The organism is Acidobacterium sp. S8 (assembly GCF_009765985.1).
Lineage (GTDB): Bacteria > Acidobacteriota > Terriglobia > Terriglobales > Acidobacteriaceae > Alloacidobacterium.
Map to the genome: position 1 here is coordinate 94426 of NZ_LMUM01000013.1, position 17610 is coordinate 112035.

Sequence of the window (17610 nt, forward strand, 5' to 3'; positions counted from 1 at the left end):
TTAGCGCAGTGTGGCCAGATACGCAGTGACCTGGTCGAGCTGCTGATCGCTCAATTGCATGGCGGGCATCAAAGATCCCGGCTTGTATGTATCCGGATTGCGGGTCCACTCACGCAGGTTTTCCGGGGTATTCGTCGTCGCCCCTGACGCCAGCGTGTCGCGGCTCATCAGGTGTGTCAGGTCAGGCCCGAAGCGACCAGTCGCCGCTGTTCCAGTAACCGTGTGGCAATTCATGCAGGCTTGAGTCTCGAAGACATGGCGCCCTTCCGCAACGCGATCATCGGAGACAGCTGGCTGCTGCTGGTTCTTGACCCATGCCGCAAATTGCTCCGGCGTATCAACATAAACACGCAGCAGCATCTTGGCATGCTGCACGCCGCAGAACTGTCCGCACTGCCCGACATACAGGCCGGGATGCTGCGGATCGATCCACAGATTGTTGACGTGGTTGGGAATCAGATCGATTTTGCCCGACAGTTGAGGCACCCAGAAGCTGTGCATTACATCGGCGGAGAGCAGCGTAAGAAAAGTTGGCTTAGGATCCTGCGGGCTACTCAGCGGCACATGGAGCTCATTCACGGCGCGAATGCCGAGCTTGGGATAATTGAATTCCCACCAGAACTGGTGGCCGACGACGGTAACATCGAGCGCCGACTTCGGTTTCGGCGCGTCCTGGATCGCGAAAATCATGCGCGCCGTCGTCAGAAAGAGAACGACGACAATAAGGACCGGGATGACAGTCCAGGCAAGCTCAACCTGCGTCGATCCATAGATCTGCGCCGGCTCGCTGACATCGTCCTGCCCGTGCTGCCGAAAGCGGAAAATGACATATGCAATCAGCCCAGCGACAGTTACAAAAATTCCACCAGTGATGGCGAGAACAAAAAGGGATAACTCGTAAATGGAACTTGCAGGCGTGGACGCGGGCGCGAAGATGCTGGGCGTGGAGAGCGGGCCCTCGGCAAACAAAGCATGCGATGCAAGAAACACTGCGAGCAGACACAGGCTCCTGGCAGCACAATTGACGCACCTAAAGCATTTTGCGAGCATCGTTTCTTAATTCCTTCGCCGCGCCAGACGGCGGATTCGGCAATCAGAGCGAATGACAAGTAATGGGGCTTAGGTGTACTAGAAGCGCGATTCTAGCACAGTTCGTGAAGCCGTGCCCCGAAAGGCAGGCCGTCAACTATGGTCCAAAGCAGATACGGTCAACGTCATATGCAAGCACGGCGTGACCAGCTATTCCCTATGTTATCAGCAGATCGGGCTCTTGTGCGCCTGCGCGGCTCGTAGCGTAAAAAAACTTATCTCGACATGATGCGAGGTACCACAGCAGTGATGCAGCTTGCAGCATTGACTTCTGTATATGAGTTCAAACGCAATTTATAAAACGCTCAGGGCCACCATTCCATTGACTTATTCGATGGCTGTCATGGGTACTCGAATCGAAGCCCGATAGCGATCGCCGCGATAACGTGAGCACGCTGCTTCGACCGGCGTTTCCTGGGTCGTCATGATCACCCGCGTAATCGAGAGCACGCTCGCCTTCCGCGGAACCGTTAACAGCGCCGCTTCTTCCGTAGTAGCAGGCAGCGCTTCGATGACCTCATCGGCATATCCCACGCGTACGCCATAGCGTTCACGCAGAGTCTGATAGAGCGAGTGCTTTGCGAAGTCGATGCGGTCGAGGCCCGGAAACTGCTTCAATGGAATGTAAGAATCTTCAATCGCCATGGGAATGCCATCTGCGAGGCGCAGACGGCGCAGATGCAGCACCTTGTCATCGCCATTCAACTTCAGCCGCTGCGTCAGCTCTTCCGTCGCTGCGACCACTGCCTGCTCTAACAGCTTCGAGCTGGGCTTCATGCCACGTTGCCTCATGTCCTCGGTAAAACCCTGCAGGTGCATGATGTTTTTTTCAAGCTTCGGACGCGTCACAAAGGTGCCGCGTCCTTTTTCGCTGAACGCATAGCCGCTGGTCTTCAACCCGTGCAGCGCCTGGCGCGCAGTCATGCGGCTCACCTGGTAGTGACGAGAGAGCTCTTCCTCTGAGGCGAGCGGGTCGCCTTCAGAGAGCTCGCCAGATTGAATCTTTTCCATCAGCGCGCGCTGAATCTGGAAGTAAAGCGGTATAAATCCGTTCTTGTCCAGCGGATGAAATGTTGCTTCATTACGTGTACGGCTCTTCGGCACCTTCACTCCTCAATCCTGGGAAATTCCATCCGGCCGTCCAAAAACTTTGCTTCGCAAACGATCTTCTGCTGCGTCAGCCATTCAAAGACTACAGATCATCGTTTAACATGCTTTCAAAACCGGCAGTTCTAATTATGACAACATCCGTGATATTCCCGGCCAGCTTAAAAAATAAACTCATCGTCTCCTGCCAAGCACTTCCTGGCGATCCGCTCGAAGACGACGACACGCTTCGTCGCATTGCTCTTGCCGTCGTTCGCGGTGGCGCTGCAGGTCTGCGCGCTAACGGCGCCAGTTGTATCGCTGGTATTCGTAAAGAAACGCAACTGCCTATCATCGGAATATCGAAACGATATGAAGGAACGGAAGCGCATATCACGCCTGATTTCGCGTCCGCGCAGGCCATTTCTGATGCAGGAGCCGATATCATCGGCGTGGATTGCAGCGCGCGGCGACCACCCTCTTCTGAGCCGTGGCCGGATCTTGTCACCCGCGTCCGGCAGGAGCTGAAACGTCCGGTTCTGGCCGATATCGCAACCTTCGACGAAGCTCGCGCCGCCGAGCAGGCCGGAGCCGATGCGGTGGCCACCACTATGTTTGGATATACGCCTGCAACCGCCGGGCAACGCCATGTGAACTGGAATCTCGTCGCCCAGCTCGCTAAGAGCATAACGGTTCCCGTTGTTGTGGAGGGCCACGTCCGGCATCCGGAAGACGTCCGCCGCGCCCTGGAACTCGGCGCCTATGCCGTCGTGGTAGGAGCCGCAATTACGCAGCCCGGAGCCATTACACAGAGCTTCACTGCCGTCATACCGAACTGATTCAAAACGTAAGCGCGGGCAACGCGATACGGAGGCGGCCCATCCCGCCTCACTCAAGCTATCGCAATCCGTTGCCCTTTTCATACGAAATCCCTCTCCTGCGCGCTCTCTTATGCCGCCTATAGTTTTTTCTTCTTCCCGTAACTTTTCTCTTGCTAGCTAGTACAGTTGTCTATACATTATGTCCAACCTGAAAGCCAGTCCATTTTTAGATGCATCAGGAAAATACAGTCCGCGCCGCACAGCGGGCGCAGTTCCGCAGCGGCATCTCTATTAATCCTTTCCTTAGTCGGAGGTCCCAACCATGCGTGCACGCAACGCTCTATTCAGTTGTCTGTTGCTGCTGCTGTGCGGCTCTATTTCGCTTGCCCAGACGATTACCGGTTCAGTCACCGGCACCGTCACGGACCCAAGCGGAGCAGCCGTCAGCGGAGCTACAGTCACCGCGATCAATACCGCAACCGGCGTCACAGCGCCTACCCAGACCAACAACTCAGGCGTTTATACGCTGCGTTTTCTTCCTATCGGGCAGTACAAAGTAACGGTTGAGGTGTCGGGCTTCGACAAGTCCACCACGGCCCCATTCGCCCTTGAAGTCGCGCAGGAAGCCCGTATCGACGTCAAGCTCACTGTCGGCCAGGTAAGCCAAAACGTAATGGTTACCGGCTCAGCACCAATTCTGAACACGGAAAATCCCACAACCGGCGACACCATTACGGCGGAAACAGCTACCGAAGTTCCGCTGCAGGCGCGCAACTTCTCATCGCTGACCTCGCTGGTGGCAGGCGCCATTGCAACCAGTCCGTCATCACAGAACATGGTCACGCGCTCCAGCTATAACGGCGGCTATTTTCAGAATGGCAACCGCGAACAGACAAATAACTACACTCTGGACGGCGCCGATATCAACGAAACGATCGACAACTATATCGGTTATAGCCCGAACGTCGACGCCATCGGCGAAATGAAGATCATCACCGGAGACGCTACTGCCGAATATGGCAATGCGAACGGCGGCCAGATCGTCATGGTCACCAAAAGCGGCACCAATCGTTTTCACGGGAATGCTTTTGAGTTCCTCGAAAACCAGGACCTGAATGCGAATAGCTGGAGCAATAAGCACACCTCTGGAACTCCGGCTCCTGTAAACCCGTTCAACCGGAATATGTTCGGCGGAACTCTAGGCGGCCCGATCAAGCGGGACAAACTGTTCTTCTTTATCGATTACCAGGGCGCCAGGCAAAATACTAATTCGACAACCTTCTACAATGTTCCTACTCCAGCCATGCGTAATGGAGATGTGCCTATCCAGGTAGCGGTTGACGGACAGGGAAATCCTCTTTATCAAATAACGCATTTTGACGTGACCAATTCCGCTGCGCAGTTCCTCTTAGCGAACGCGTCCATCTATCCGAATGAAACCATTCCGGGGAACGACACGACTGTCAATCTGGTTGGCGGAGGTTCTGCTGCCAATCCGAATAGAAATTTTTTCGGGGCAGAAAAGCAATTTGTCCAGAACGACCAGGGCGATGCAAAAGTTGACTGGCAGATTCGGCAGAACGATCTCGTTTCGGGCCGCTTCACCATGGGGCGCGAGTACGACGGCAACAGCACCGTCAGCATCCCCACCGAAATTCCCACCAACAATGCCAACCCCTATACAGGATTTATCGTCAACTGGACACACACCTTTTCCTCCAGCGTAGTCAGTGAAGCGCGCGCCGGTTTTGGACGGGCCCGGTATACCGGATTCCCTGTTGACATCGGCGGTAATTTTGGACTGACCGGAAACCAGAAGCTGGGTATTCCCGGAACGCAGGGCTTCCCGGGCTTTAGCCAGTTCAACTTTTCCGGTGGAGTCAACGTGGGCGACATCGGTTCCAGCGGTGTCGCATCGGACAGTATCGCCAACACCTTTACCTATGGTGACAACGTAAGCTGGCAGCTTGGAAAGCACACCATCAAGTTTGGCGGCCAGGCCCTTCGATACCAGCAAAACCGCTACTACTCTGGAAATAACGGTGCCCTTGGATATTTCACCTACACCGGCAATTTCAGCGGCATGAATGGCTATGAAGGATCCGGTTGGGCGGATTTCCTGCAGGATAATGCGTTTACCTATGGCCAGGGCGAAAGTACGGCCAGCCGCTGGGGCCAGAGGCAATGGCGCGATGCAGTCTTTTTCCAGGACGACTGGAAGGTAATGCCTAATTTGACTCTCAACCTGGGCTTGCGCTGGGAATATGATCAGCCCATTTACGAGGTAAATAACAAGCAGCTCAACCTCAATATCTACACCGGCCAGGTCAGCTATGCCGGAGTCGACGGAGCCAGCCGGGCGCTTTATAACTCCTATTGGGGCGGCTTTATGCCTCGCGTTGGCTTTGCTTTCTCGCCCGATAGCTTCCACGATCGCTTTGTTGTTCGCGGCGGATACGCTATCACAAACTTCATGGAAGGAACGGGCGCCAACCTCCGTCTTCCTCTGAATCCGCCCTTCTTCCTTGACGAGCAGGCAAACTATCTCGGTAGCGGGCCGGCATTCAAGACAGAAAACGGCTTCCCCCGCCCAGCCGATGCAGCAACCCTCTCCGGGAACGTCCGGGCATGGCAACCAAACCTGAAACCTGCCCTTATTCAGCAGTTCAACCTGACCACTGAATATCAGTTGAGCAACGATACTTCCATCGTTGCCGCCTACCTGGGACAAGTAGGAGACCATCTGGTCGATCCGCGCGAAGGAAACCAGGCAAAATGCGCTGGCTGCCCCTTGCCGGTATCCAGTCTGCCCGGCCTCGGCCTCGTATCGGTAGTCAGCTATACGGAGTCGGAAGCAGTATCGAATTACAACGCGTTGCAGGTAACAGCACGTAAACGGGCCAGCAATGGCTTGGAGTTACTGGCGAACTACACCTACAGCAAGTCGCTTTCGAATAATCTCGGCTACTATGGCGGCAATGGCGTTGCCTCTCAGAGCGCTTATTGGCAGGACGCCTACAATGGGGGCGGGGACTACGGTCCAGCGTTCTTCGATGCAACGAACATTTTCTCGATCTCTGGCTATTACGATCTGCCCATTGGCCGCGGAAAAATGTTCGGTTCGAACATGAATCGCATTGAAGACCTCGCCGTCGGAGGCTGGAAGGTGGGATTCGTTTCCAGCCTGCACTCCGGCTTCCCCGTAACTATCACTTCCACGCAGGAGTACTTCGTCAACCAGCGTGCCACTCGCGCCAATCACTATCGTCCACTGAAGATTACCAATCAATCCACCGACCACTGGTTTGGCACCGATCCGTCAGAAGTTTATTGCGCCAGCGATACGGACAACGGCGTCTGCGCCTACGGCCAGGAGTCATCGACCGGTTTCGGCACGGCACGCGTCGGGTCGGAACGTGCACCCAGCTATAAAGACTTCGACATGGCAGCAAGCAAGAGCTTTGCAATCACCGAAAACAACAGGCTTGAATTCCGTGCTGATTTCTTTAACCTGCTGAATACCGTCAGCTTAGGCTCGCCAGACCAGGGAGCGGATGACACGACCTTCGGCCTCATCAATGGTACAAACTCAACGGAACGCCAAATCCAGCTTGCGCTGAAATATACGTTCTAAAACAAATGATCTCTCCTTCGGAAGCGCGGACTTTCATCCGCGCTCCCTTTTTCTTTGCCATGGAACCTCTCTAGTTGTACATACAGGTTTAATTGAGAGACAATAATGCAGTACTGAGGAGATGGATCGTCGCATGCCGCAATCTGACACACGCACTTTTCCGCACGCCATGTTGCGTGAGATCTACGAGCAGCCGGAAGCCCTGGCAGCGACCATTCGCAACTACGTCACCGATGGCTCACTCAACCCCGAAGCCTTTGCGGCGGTCGCCGAGGCGCTGCGCGGACATCAGCGCGTCGTCATCGCGGCCAGCGGCTCAAGCCGTCACGCCGGGCTCGCAGGCGAGATCATGCTCGAAGATTTGGCCGGGTTGACCGTCGATGTCGAATACGCCAGCGAATACTGTTATCGCTCGACCCACACCCTGCAGGATCCCGGCGTCATCGTCATCTCGCAGTCAGGCGAAACAGCAGACACGCTCGCAGCGCTGCGTGAAGGCAAATCGCGCGGACTCGCTACCGTTGCCATCACAAACAATGCCATGTCTACCATGGCGCGCGAAGCCGACGCCTCCCTTCCCACATTTGCAGGCAAAGAAAAAGCTATTCCCGCGACCAAGAGCTTTACCACACAGCTAGTCGTGCTTTACCTGCTTACTCTTTCAATGGCCCGTTTGCGCGGCAGAATGACGGCTCATTCCGTTTCGACCCTGATTGAACAATTGGAAAAATTGCCGGCGCTGCTCGAAGGCGCTCTCCCCGCGTGGGAAAAACAATTGCACGCGGTGGCGGAACACACTCGCAACGCTCGCGGCTTCCTATATCTCGGACGTGGCATTCACTACGCCATGGCGCGCGAGGGCGCACTCAAGCTGAAGGAATCCGCTTACGTGCAGGCCGAAGGCTATCCCGCTGGTGAATTGAAGCATGGGCCCAACGCGCTCGTCAGCAAAGACGCGCCGCTGGTGATGATCGCCACGCAGGACCGGAACGATCCGGACTCTATCCTGCGATATGAAAAAACCGTGCAGTTGATGCGCGACATGCAAGCGCAGGGCGCGGAGATCGTTGCGCTCGCATCCGAGGGCGATACCGAAGTGCCACAGCTTGCGCACACCACCATCCATGTACCCGACGCCAGCGAGTATCTTCTGACTATTCTCGAAGTCGTTCCGCTGCAGCTATTGGCATACTTCACCGCTATCCTTCGCGGAATCGATGTAGACAGCCCCCGCAACCTGGTGAAGGCTGTCGTACAGGAATAGCTAGAACGGCATACGTGCAGTGAACACGAGCCCGTGGTTGAAGGTATGGAACTCTGACGTTGCGATCTGGATACCCGCGCCCAGCGTAACGCCGATGCGCTTGTGCAGCCGGTAACGTGACACGATGCCCGGCGAGACGAAGTTCTGAATTTTACCGTCATTGGGTCCGCCCTTATAGAAGGTGGTATTGAATTCCACCTCAGGCCACCAGTGCTCATCGGTTTTCATTTGCAGAGCTGTATTCCACGCGATCGGGCGCCCCAGCTTATCGGTGTTTGCTACCGGCAGGGTCGCTCCAAGTGTGGATTGCACATCAAATGGACCGACGCCCTTACCCACTGCAAGTGTCGGCGTGACCGAAGCGTCCGTAACGCCGTTGCTGTAACTTCCCGTTGGAATGCTTCCGCCCAGAAACGCTGTGATAATCGCGCTCTTATGCTCTTCATTGCTCGCATAGAAGCGGTATTTCAGCAGAAATGTCGTATCCCCGAAGCCATCCTTACCCGTGCGCGTATTGTGCTGAATATAGGGCGGCACATTGAAGATCAGCTCGATTCTGCGCGCCGGAATCAGTTCCAGCCCTTTGCCATTCCCATAATTCCAGGTATCGGTATGCGTTGGCGTAATTTGACGTAGAAAGTCGGTGCGGAATTCCTGTTCCAGGCGCGGCGTCACCGTAACCAGCGGCGTGACCCAGCGCGGCTGCTCGGCCTGGGTACGGTTTACGCGGTCCTGCCAACGGTCGACAAAAGACTGAGCGTGCGCCGACGAAAGGCCGGCCGCAAGGGCGGTAACGATAAGCACAGGTGAAAGCAGGGATGTGGCTGTACGCACGCAGTGGTCTCCAAAAGATATATATACGTTTCTTATCTTATAAATTCGTTATTTATCTACTATAAATGGCGATTCAAACGAGACCCGAATTACTGAGTCGAAAAATGGCGAACAGCCTGCGCAATCGCGGGTTTGAATGGCATGCTAGTGTCATTGCATCCTCTTCCTTTTGTTATCCGTCTAAGTAAGGGCACGGGAAGAGGTCAGACCACAAACCGCATCGCAAATTTAAGGAATACAGCCATGCCAAAACAGCGCGATCCAGAGGTTTTGGACCAAAACCCTTTAGATCAGAAAAAAGATGAGAATGGGGAGCAGCCGCTCTTCGGCAGATTTTCCCGGCGCTCCTTTCTGTCTCAGCTCGGGGCCGCCAGCATCGCCGCGACAACGACGACTTTAGCGCATGCAGCACCAACGCAGGCACCCGCAGAAGCCGCGACAGAGAAGGCCGTTCCCGGAGCAGTTCCCATAACGTTGAAGATCAACGGCCAGACGCACAAAGTTATGCTCGAGCCCCGAGTTACCCTTCTCGATGCGCTGCGCGAACAATTGCAGATGCCGGGCACAAAGAAGGGCTGCGACCACGGCCAGTGCGGGGCATGCACCGTCCACGTCAATGGGCGCCGTGTGAACTCCTGCCTGAGCTTTGCCATCATGCACCAGGGAGACGAGATCACCACTATCGAAGGTCTCGCGCAGAACGGCGAGCTGCATCCTGTGCAGGCAGCGTTTATTGAGCACGACGGCTTCCAGTGCGGCTACTGTACGCCTGGACAGATCATGTCCGCTTCGGCATTGCTTAAGGAACCCATCGGCAAAGAAGATGCGGACGTCCGCGAAGCCATGGCAGGCAACATCTGCCGCTGCGGAGCCTATACCAACATCGTTGCCGCCGTGCAGCAGGTGCGGCGCACGGCCTGATTCAGAGAAGGACACCATGCAGAGCTTTCGTTACAGCCAGCCAAAATCCGTGGATGCGGCAGTTTCCGGAATCAGTCAAAGCGGCAAGTTCATCGCCGGCGGTACTACGCTCGTCGATCTGATGAAGCTCAATGTCGAGAAGCCTGCGGCCATCGTAGATATCAACGGGCTTCCACTTGATCGTATCGAGTCAGCCCCCGGTGGCGGGCTCAAGATAGGCGCGCTCGTCCGCAACAGCGACCTCGCCTGGAACACGGATGTAAAGCAAAACTATCCGGTCCTGTCAGAAGCATTGCTCGCCGGGGCCTCACCGCAACTGCGAAACATGGCCACTACCGGCGGCAACATTCTTCAACGCACGCGTTGTTACTACTTTCGCGATACAAACTATAAGTGCAATAAGCGCGAGCCCGGCTCCGGATGCTCAGCCATCGACGGCTTCCATCGCATCCATGCCATCCTCGGAACCAGCGAACACTGCATCGCCACGCATCCTTCCGATATGGCCGTCGCGATGATGGCGCTCGAAGCGACGGTACATACGCGCGGCGCGAAGGACGAACGCAGTATCGCGCTGAATGATTTTTACCTTGTTCCCGGAACAACTCCTGACAAGGAAAACGTTCTGGAGCCGGGAGAGCTCATCACCTATGTCACGCTCCCTGCACTACCTCAAGGCACGCGGTCGCATTATCTCAAGCTGCGTGATCGCGCCTCCTATGAATTCGCTCTGGCATCAGCAGCAGTGGTAGTACGTGTCTCGGGTGGAAAAATCGAATATGCTCGCGTGGCACTCGGAGGTGTCGGCACAAAACCGTGGCGCTCCAAAGAAGCTGAAGAGGCGCTGCACGGACGCGAAGCCAGTGAACACACCTTCCGCGCCGCGGCGGAAGCCGCGCTGAAACCCGCTAAACCTCTGCGCGACAACGCCTTCAAAGTAGAGCTGGCGAAGCGCGCCATCGTTCGCACTCTGCAAGTGACCACGCAAACAGCCTGAGAGGGAAGCAGCAGTATGAGTACATCCGTCATTGGAGCAGCAGTATCGAGGATTGACGGTAAGTTGAAGGTCACCGGAGCTGCACGTTACGCCGTCGATCATCCGATGGATCAGATCGCCTACGGTGTCGGTATCCACAGCACGATCGCGAATGGCGCCATCGCACGCATCGACACCTCGGCAGCCGAGAGCATGCCCGGCGTCATCGCTGTGCTGCATCACGGCAACACTGATCCGCTCTTTCGCCCGGCCAACCCGTTCGAACACGATAGCCGCGCTGGCGAAAGCCGACCGCCATTTGAAGATGACAAGGTCTACTATTACGGGCAATTCGTAGCGCTGGTGGTTGCAAATACATTCGAGCAGGCGCAAGATGCTGCCACCCGCGTGAAAATTGAATATCAGGAAGTAAAGCCGCTCGTGCGTCTCTCCGATGCTCCGCCACCCTCCGGCGCGCCGGCGCGCAACTATAAACGTGGCGATCCCGACGGGTCATTCAAAAGCGCACCTGTACAGATCGATTTCACCTATACCACGCCAGCGGAAACACACAACCCGATGGAGATGCACGGCACCATTGCCGTGTGGAACGGCAATAAAGTCACGCTCTATGAGACGACTCAGGGTGTCGTCAACCATCAGCACGTCATGTCCGAAATGATCGGCGTTCCGCTCGAAGACGTTCATGTCATTTCGCCTTTCTGCGGATCCGGTTTCGGCGGCAAGCTTTTTCCCTGGCCTCATTCGATGCTGGCGGCAATAGCTGCGCGCAAGGTAGAGCGTCCGGTGAAGGTCTCCGTTCCTCGCAGCCTGATGTTCACCACCGTCGGGCACAGGCCATTCACGCAGCAGCGCGTCCGCATCGGAGCCACGAAAGACGGCAAGCTTGTTTCTCTGCAGCATGATGTTGTCACGCCCAGTTCCATCATCGATGCCTACGCCGAAAACTGCACCGAGCCAACCCCTGTGCTCTATAGCTGCGCCAATGTATCCGCGCAGCAACATGTGGTGCACCTGAATATTGGTACGCCTACACCGATGCGCGGCCCAGGCACCACGCCCGGCCTCTTTGCGATTGAATCGGCGATGGATGACCTGGCAATCAAGTTAAATCTCGATCCGCTTGACCTGCGCCTGCGCAACTATGCAGAGATGGACGAGAGCAGCAACAAACCTTTTTCCAGCAAGCACCTGCGCGAGGCATACCAGAAGGGAGCTGAGCGTTTCGGATGGAGCCGTCGCAATCCCAAAGTTGGTTCGATGCGTGACGGCGATCTCATCCTCGGCTGGGGCATGGCAAGCTGCACCTGGCCTGCTGGGCGTGGCTCTGCGGAGGTACGTGTTCGCCTGAATGCTGACGGCACAGCGCGTGCTTCGAGCGCGACGCAGGATATCGGAACCGGGACTTACACTATCTTCGCCCAGGTTGTCTCTGAGAAGACCGGCATTCCGGTTGAGAAAGTAGATGTCGTCCTCGGCGATTCTTCATTGCCACCCGGTCCCATGTCCGGCGGCTCTACCGGAAACGCTTCGGTGCTTCCGGCAATCGCGGCAGCCGCGGAGGATGCTGTAAACACACTGAAAGGCGTAGCCGTAAAGACAGAAGGCTCGCCCTTCTTTAACGCCGATGCCAAGACACTCAACCTGACTGGCGGACGCCTGCACACGCAGGATAAATCTCCAGACAGTGGCGTTCCCTTTGGCGAAATTCTCAAGATGCGGCGACTCGCCGGTATTGAAGGACAAGCGAAGACCAGCCCCGATGAAAATTCGCATAAGCTATCCAGTCATACCTTCGGCGCACAGTTCTGTGAAGTCACCTGGGACCCGGGCATTGCGCGGCTGCGAGTCTCGCGTTGGGTCACTGTCATGGATGCTGGCCGAATCATCAATCACAAGACGGCGCGCAATCAGATTCTCGGAGGAGTCGTCATGGGCATTGGCATGGGCCTCTTCGAAGAAACCCGTTACGACCAACGCAACGGAAAGCCACTCAATAATAATTTTGCCGATTACATCGTTTCTACGAACGCCGATATTCCGGAACTGGACTGCATTTTTGTCGAGTACCCAGACCTGAACCTCAACGAATACGGCGCTCGCGGCGTCGGTGAAATCGGCCTCACCGGAGTCGCGTCCGCGCTCACCATGGCCGTCCATCACGCAACTGGCGTGCGTGTGCGCGATCTTCCCATTCGCATCGAGCAACTACTGGCTTAACGCATGTCTGAGCTGCAACAGATCGTCTCCCTCTGGCGCGCAGCCAAAGCGCGGCAGGAAGAGGTGCGCCTTGCAACGGTGGTGCGTGTGGAAGGCTCATCGTACCGCAAGCCCGGAGCGCGTATGCTGATCACGCGCAGTGGCCAACGCGCCGGAACCATCAGCGGCGGCTGCCTCGAAGCCGAGGTGCAAAAGAAGGCATGGTGGCTCACGGAAAACGGTCCTACCATCCAGCGCTACAGCAGCTTCTTCGATGACGACTCGCCCATCCCCTACGGGTTAGGCTGCGGCGGCACTGTGTATGTCCTTCTGGAACGGGGCGAGCCTGCCCACGCCGTGCTGAACGCGCTCGACGCCAGCCTCTGCTCTCGTGCACAGTTTGTAATCGTTACGGATACAGATCAAGCCGGTACCATATGGATCCAAAAAGCGGATGGGGAACAGTCGTTCTCTGCAGATAATCTTCTCCAGCCCGAAGCGGCTAGTCTCGCCCGACGGGCCGCGCGGGAACGGCAATCTTTTTACGCGAAAAATCTATTCGTGGAATTCAAAGCTCCGCCCTCTGCGCTCACCATCTTCGGCGCAGGCGACGATGCCAAGCCGCTCGTGGGATTTGCTAACCAGCTTGGCTGGCATGTCACCATCGCCGACGGGCGCTCGCATCTGGCACATGCTGAGCGCTTTCCACGCGCAGATCGCCTGGTGCTTCTCGATTACGAGGCGAGTGAGCCTTTACGAGAGCTGCGTATCGATTCCGAAGATGCCTTCGTCCTGTTGACCCATGGTTACGAACAGGACCGCACGCTTCTAAGCGAACTTCTTCCCTGCAAGCCCAGATATCTCGGCGTCTTAGGACCGCGTCAGCGCACTGAACGCCTTATCGCTGAAGTCGCGCCACTAATCGGCCAATCGCCGGAAGAGTGCATGTCTTCTCTGCACGCGCCGATCGGATTCGACATTGGCGCACATGCGCCCGAGACCATCGCCCTCTCGATCATTACGGAGATCGTCGCCGTGTTGAACGGTCGTGACGGCGCATCCTTAAAGAAGAGCAAGCAAATCCACGCGCAACTGCACCATGTCTAAGAACTGCGCCGCGATAGTGCTAGCCGCGGGCGCATCGACACGACTCGGGCAACCCAAACAACTGCTCAGGCTCAACGAAGAAAGCCTGCTGCGTCGCTCAGTGCGACTCGCAGCAGAAGCAGACTGCTCTCCGATTTTCGTGGTGCTTGGTTTTGAATCTATGCGGATGAAGCAGGAGCTGCAAGACCTCGACATCGAACCTGTCATCAATTCTGACTGGAAATCCGGCATGGGGTCCTCATTGCGTTGCGGAATCGAGGCCCTGATCCGGGAAATTCCAGCGCCGCAAAGGGTCCTGCTGCTGCTCTGCGATCAAATAAAGCTTTCTTCAGAAATCCTCTCGCAGTTGCTACTGGCGAGCGAAGAGTCCAGCGGACACATCATCGCATCCAGATACGCGGAAAGACTCGGCGTCCCGGCGATTTTCCCGAACCGCTTCTATGCCGATCTCCTGCACGTGGAAGGCGATCAGGGCGCGCGCACCGTCATTCAACAGCACGCGCATCAGGTGATAGCGATCGACTTTCCCAACGGAGCGATCGATATCGACACCGCCCTCGATCTCAAACACCTTACTGCTTCCTGAAATATCGCGGATCTCGTCCATTCACCCAGGGGTCGTACTGAGCCGCGAACCGCATCCGATCTGCTGTCGGTGGATGACTATACGTCCACCATTCGATGAACGGATTTGGCGAAGGATCATCCAGCCATATCTCACCCAGCCGCTGAAAATCTTCTGTCGCCACCTGTTGTGGATTCGCGACGAGACCATGAATTACTTCCTGCCCGTATACATCGGCTTCATGCTCAATCGTTCGGCTGAAGATATTTCCTAAAGGATCACCGGCAAAATTCAGCACCGTCATTAGAAGCAGAACCAATCCCACGGAAGCCCAGTCATCCACTGACCGGATACGCCAAACATCTCCATTGCGGAAAACAAGCCATCGCAGCAGCCGGTACGCAATCCAGTAAAAGACAAAGATCAGCAACGCAACAAAGAGCAGCCCCTTCACAATATGTCGCAGCACGTAATGCCCTTGCTCGTGCCCATAGATGAAAAGAATCTCGTCGCTCGACGCAAGCTTCAGCGTGTTGTCCCAAACCACGACGCGCTTCGACGAGCCGAAACCTGTCACATAAGCGTTGATGCCGGTGAATTTCGCGCTCGCATCCATCACGAACATACGCGACGGAGGAATGTTGATGCCGCCACGCGCCGCCACCTCTTCAAGCCGAGCCACCAGTGCGGGATCGCGCGCCTCGAGCGACGAAAAATGATCGAACAGCGGATCGATAAAAATAGGTACAGCAAAAATGCCGAAGATCTCAACCGGCAGCGTAATCAACCAGAACCACAGCCACCAGTGCCGTGGCGAACACCGCATCAGGGCGTACAGCGATGACAGCGCTACCGTTCCGAAGAGAATCAACAACAGAGAAGCAAGTGTCCAGTCGCCAAGCCAGCTCAGCCAGTGCTGCACTGACAATCCATAATGCACGGAAACCGCATGCGAGATCGCAGCGACGGGAAGTCCGATCAACGATAACAGCACCAGCCACGACGGCGCAACCACCAGGCCCTGTATCCAGGCTTTGTTGCTTATAGAGATAGTCCAGTCAGCAATGAGCCTGCCAACACGAAGCCGCATCAGCAGCCATAGAACAAGACATGTCCACGCGACGCCGCCGAAATAAAGAGCCGCGCGCGCATGATTCAGATGAATGGCTCGATCGAGCTTGTCAGGAGGAAGCGTATAGACGGAAGAAACGACGGAGTGCAGCGCCCCAGCCTGCGTCTGAAAGAAAGATATCAACATGTTGAAGCGTGCCTCAATAGCGTCTCAATCAAGCCGGACCAGGTACGCTTCGCCTTCCTCAGGCTTCAACTCTTTTGCAATCTCCGTGGCGCGGCCTTTGTCGTCATTCTGCGGGCGAATCCTTACCCAATGACCCGTCGGGCCGGTAAATTCGATCACATTTGCAGTGTGATATTTGTGCTCGAGATGCTCTTCGAGCTTCATCGCCTCTTTCTCTTTGCTGAATGCGCCGATCTGCACGCACCAGCGTCCGCCTTCATCAATCGGTTTCGGCGCGGCGTACACATCGATGCGCACCTGCGCGGTTCCTGGCCTCCAAACGCCGACGACTTTCGCTGATGCAACAGAAAGATCGAGCACACGGTTCGGAACAAAAGGCCCGCGGTCGGTAATCCGCATCACCGCCGATTGTCCCGTACCAAGATTCGTCACACGAATCAGCGATCCCATCGGCAGCGTACGGTGCGCAGCCGAGATCGCATTCTGGTCAAATACCTGTCCATTCGCGCCGCGATGATTGTGATATGGCGGCCCATACCAGCTGGCCAGTCCTGTTTCGCTGTAGATCGGTGCATGCGCAGCAACAAAAGCTTCGTCTGTTGATTCAGCGGGTGCCTCTGCCACTGCAGGCGGAGCGCCCTCAGACGGAGGCGACGCGTGGCCAGCAATCGGCGGCGCAGGAGCGCGCATGACCGGAGGGGGCGGAGTATATGCTGCCTGCTGTTTGTGTCCGCAACCGACAGCCAATATCAGTCCAGTTAGAGCCACTCCCGCAATCAGCTTCTCATTCATCTTCATCTGTTTTCGCTATCTCCGCTCAAGATGATCGGCAAGCTTTCGCAGTTGCTCGGCGGCCACACGCAGCGCCTCTGAGGAGTTCTGCCTCACCTTCGGCACAACCTCATCGTTCAGATAAGCAATCACCCTGCGCACGTCCTCTTCCACACGCGGAGCCGCATTGTTGATATGCTCATCAACCTTACGGCCAAACTCTTCAAATGGATTGCTGCTCGGCATCTGCGCACCCCTATGCACCTTTCAGTGTGCTTTTCATGGTACCGCAGGGTCAATGGCACTTCTGCATAAGGTGCCTAAGCCGTTACCGTGTAGGCAGCCATACATCCTTATGCTTTGTGGACACGTCTAAGTGGCAGGTTCTCAAACATTAGATTAACGAGGCTGCTAGGAGACCTCCTTCTTCATGTATGTAAAATCCTTTTTTTTTCGCGTGAGCATCTCAGTGTTGCTTGCGCTTTCTGCCATACCCGCTGTTTGTCAACAGACCGCCGTTCCTGACGCTCCAACGCCGAATCAGCCCATAAACAACTCCCCCGCCGCTGTCGAAAAAAGACGGTGGACCGACGTGGTCGAAGTCCCAGGTGAAAAGGTGCCGCGTCTCACAGTCGGCGACAAACTTCTTTTTCCGATCCACGAAGAACTCCGGCTCGCAGGCTGGTTTCCTACGTTTGTTAGCTCGGGTTGGAGTCAATTGAGAGACAATGACCCCCGCTATGGCGTAGATTCGGGCGCCTACGGCCAGCGCCTTGGCGCGGCTGCCATCCGCGACCTCAGCATGCGTACTTTTTCTGATGGCGTCCTTCCCGCGCTGCTGCATGAAGACCCGCGCTACTACCGCATGGCCAATGGAACCATTGTCCATCGCGGCCTCTATGCGGCCTCGCGTGCCATCGTCGGTCCGCGAGATTCCGGTAAAATCACATTCAACACCTCCGTGGTGGTGGGGCACGCTATGGCTTCCGCTTTGACCATGGCCTACTATCCCGACAAGAGCGCGAACGGCACCGTCGTCATGGAAACATGGGGATTCTCACTGC

At 56.1% G+C, this 17610-nt stretch carries 14 protein-coding genes and 1 pseudogene; 9 read left to right on the forward strand and 6 right to left on the reverse strand.

Annotation, left to right across the window (positions count from 1 at the left end; translation table 11 throughout):
- The gene (gene coxB / locus GSQ86_RS03730) at positions 1–990 is read right to left on the reverse strand and encodes a cytochrome c oxidase subunit II (RefSeq protein ID WP_254062113.1); all 990 of its coding nucleotides are present in this window, start codon (positions 988–990) and stop codon (positions 1–3) included.
- A 426-nt stretch (positions 991–1416) separates the two neighbouring features.
- On the reverse strand, positions 1417–2193 hold the full coding sequence (locus tag GSQ86_RS03735) for a GntR family transcriptional regulator (RefSeq protein ID WP_254062114.1): 777 nt from the start codon (positions 2191–2193) through the stop codon (positions 1417–1419).
- A gap of 134 nt (positions 2194–2327) precedes the next feature.
- Here GSQ86_RS03735 and GSQ86_RS03740 point away from each other — a divergent pair, with 134 nt between their 5' ends.
- From GSQ86_RS03740 to GSQ86_RS03750, 3 genes are all read left to right on the forward strand, one after another.
- Positions 2328–3014, forward strand: coding sequence for an N-acetylmannosamine-6-phosphate 2-epimerase (locus GSQ86_RS03740; protein ID WP_158748622.1), 687 nt, complete (start codon positions 2328–2330; stop codon positions 3012–3014).
- A 304-nt stretch (positions 3015–3318) separates the two neighbouring features.
- Positions 3319–6630: a TonB-dependent receptor gene (locus GSQ86_RS03745; RefSeq protein WP_158748623.1), complete on the forward strand. Its 3312-nt coding sequence runs from the start codon at positions 3319–3321 to the stop codon at positions 6628–6630.
- Positions 6631–6763: 133 nt separating this feature from the next.
- Positions 6764–7894 (forward strand): SIS domain-containing protein, encoded by a 1131-nt coding sequence (locus GSQ86_RS03750; RefSeq protein ID WP_158748624.1) that lies wholly within the window; start codon positions 6764–6766, stop codon positions 7892–7894.
- On the opposite strand, the gene GSQ86_RS03755 is transcribed toward GSQ86_RS03750, so the two are convergent.
- Positions 7895–8728, reverse strand: a complete 834-nt coding sequence (locus GSQ86_RS03755; protein ID WP_158748625.1) for a transporter — start codon at positions 8726–8728, stop codon at positions 7895–7897.
- A 243-nt stretch (positions 8729–8971) separates the two neighbouring features.
- Between GSQ86_RS03755 and GSQ86_RS03760 the strand changes: the two genes are divergently transcribed.
- Genes GSQ86_RS03760 through GSQ86_RS03780 form a run of 5 tightly spaced genes read left to right on the forward strand, consistent with a single transcriptional unit; the run spans position 8972 to position 14538 of the window.
- The gene (locus GSQ86_RS03760; RefSeq protein WP_158748626.1) at positions 8972–9649 is read left to right on the forward strand and encodes a (2Fe-2S)-binding protein; all 678 of its coding nucleotides are present in this window, start codon (positions 8972–8974) and stop codon (positions 9647–9649) included.
- A 16-nt stretch (positions 9650–9665) separates the two neighbouring features.
- Positions 9666–10646, forward strand: coding sequence for a xanthine dehydrogenase family protein subunit M (locus GSQ86_RS03765; protein ID WP_158748627.1), 981 nt, complete (start codon positions 9666–9668; stop codon positions 10644–10646).
- A gap of 15 nt (positions 10647–10661) precedes the next feature.
- A complete protein-coding gene (locus tag GSQ86_RS03770; RefSeq protein WP_158748628.1) occupies positions 10662–12866 on the forward strand; it encodes a xanthine dehydrogenase family protein molybdopterin-binding subunit in 2205 nt (734 codons plus the stop codon).
- Between the two features lie 3 nt (positions 12867–12869).
- On the forward strand, positions 12870–13952 hold the full coding sequence (locus GSQ86_RS03775; RefSeq protein ID WP_158748629.1) for an XdhC family protein: 1083 nt from the start codon (positions 12870–12872) through the stop codon (positions 13950–13952).
- Entirely contained in the window at positions 13945–14538 is a 594-nt protein-coding gene (locus GSQ86_RS03780; protein WP_158748630.1) for an NTP transferase domain-containing protein, read from the forward strand. The genes GSQ86_RS03775 and GSQ86_RS03780 overlap by 8 nt, the downstream gene beginning before the upstream one ends.
- Here the strand turns inward: GSQ86_RS03780 and GSQ86_RS03785 are convergent.
- Genes GSQ86_RS03785 through GSQ86_RS03795 form a run of 3 tightly spaced genes read right to left on the reverse strand, consistent with a single transcriptional unit; the run spans position 14525 to position 16792 of the window.
- Positions 14525–15775, reverse strand: a complete 1251-nt coding sequence (locus GSQ86_RS03785) for a M48 family metallopeptidase (RefSeq protein ID WP_158748631.1) — start codon at positions 15773–15775, stop codon at positions 14525–14527. The two genes, GSQ86_RS03780 and GSQ86_RS03785, sit on opposite strands and share 14 nt — an antisense overlap.
- A gap of 24 nt (positions 15776–15799) precedes the next feature.
- The gene (locus tag GSQ86_RS03790) at positions 15800–16573 is read right to left on the reverse strand and encodes a septal ring lytic transglycosylase RlpA family protein (RefSeq protein WP_254062115.1); all 774 of its coding nucleotides are present in this window, start codon (positions 16571–16573) and stop codon (positions 15800–15802) included.
- A gap of 9 nt (positions 16574–16582) precedes the next feature.
- Positions 16583–16792 carry a hypothetical protein gene (locus GSQ86_RS03795; RefSeq protein ID WP_158748632.1) on the reverse strand — a complete coding sequence of 70 codons (210 nt, stop codon included), beginning with the start codon at positions 16790–16792 and terminating at the stop codon, positions 16583–16585.
- A 184-nt stretch (positions 16793–16976) separates the two neighbouring features.
- Between GSQ86_RS03795 and GSQ86_RS03800 the strand changes: the two are divergent.
- A pseudogene (locus tag GSQ86_RS03800) lies at positions 16977–17610 on the forward strand (hypothetical protein); the annotation flags it as partial.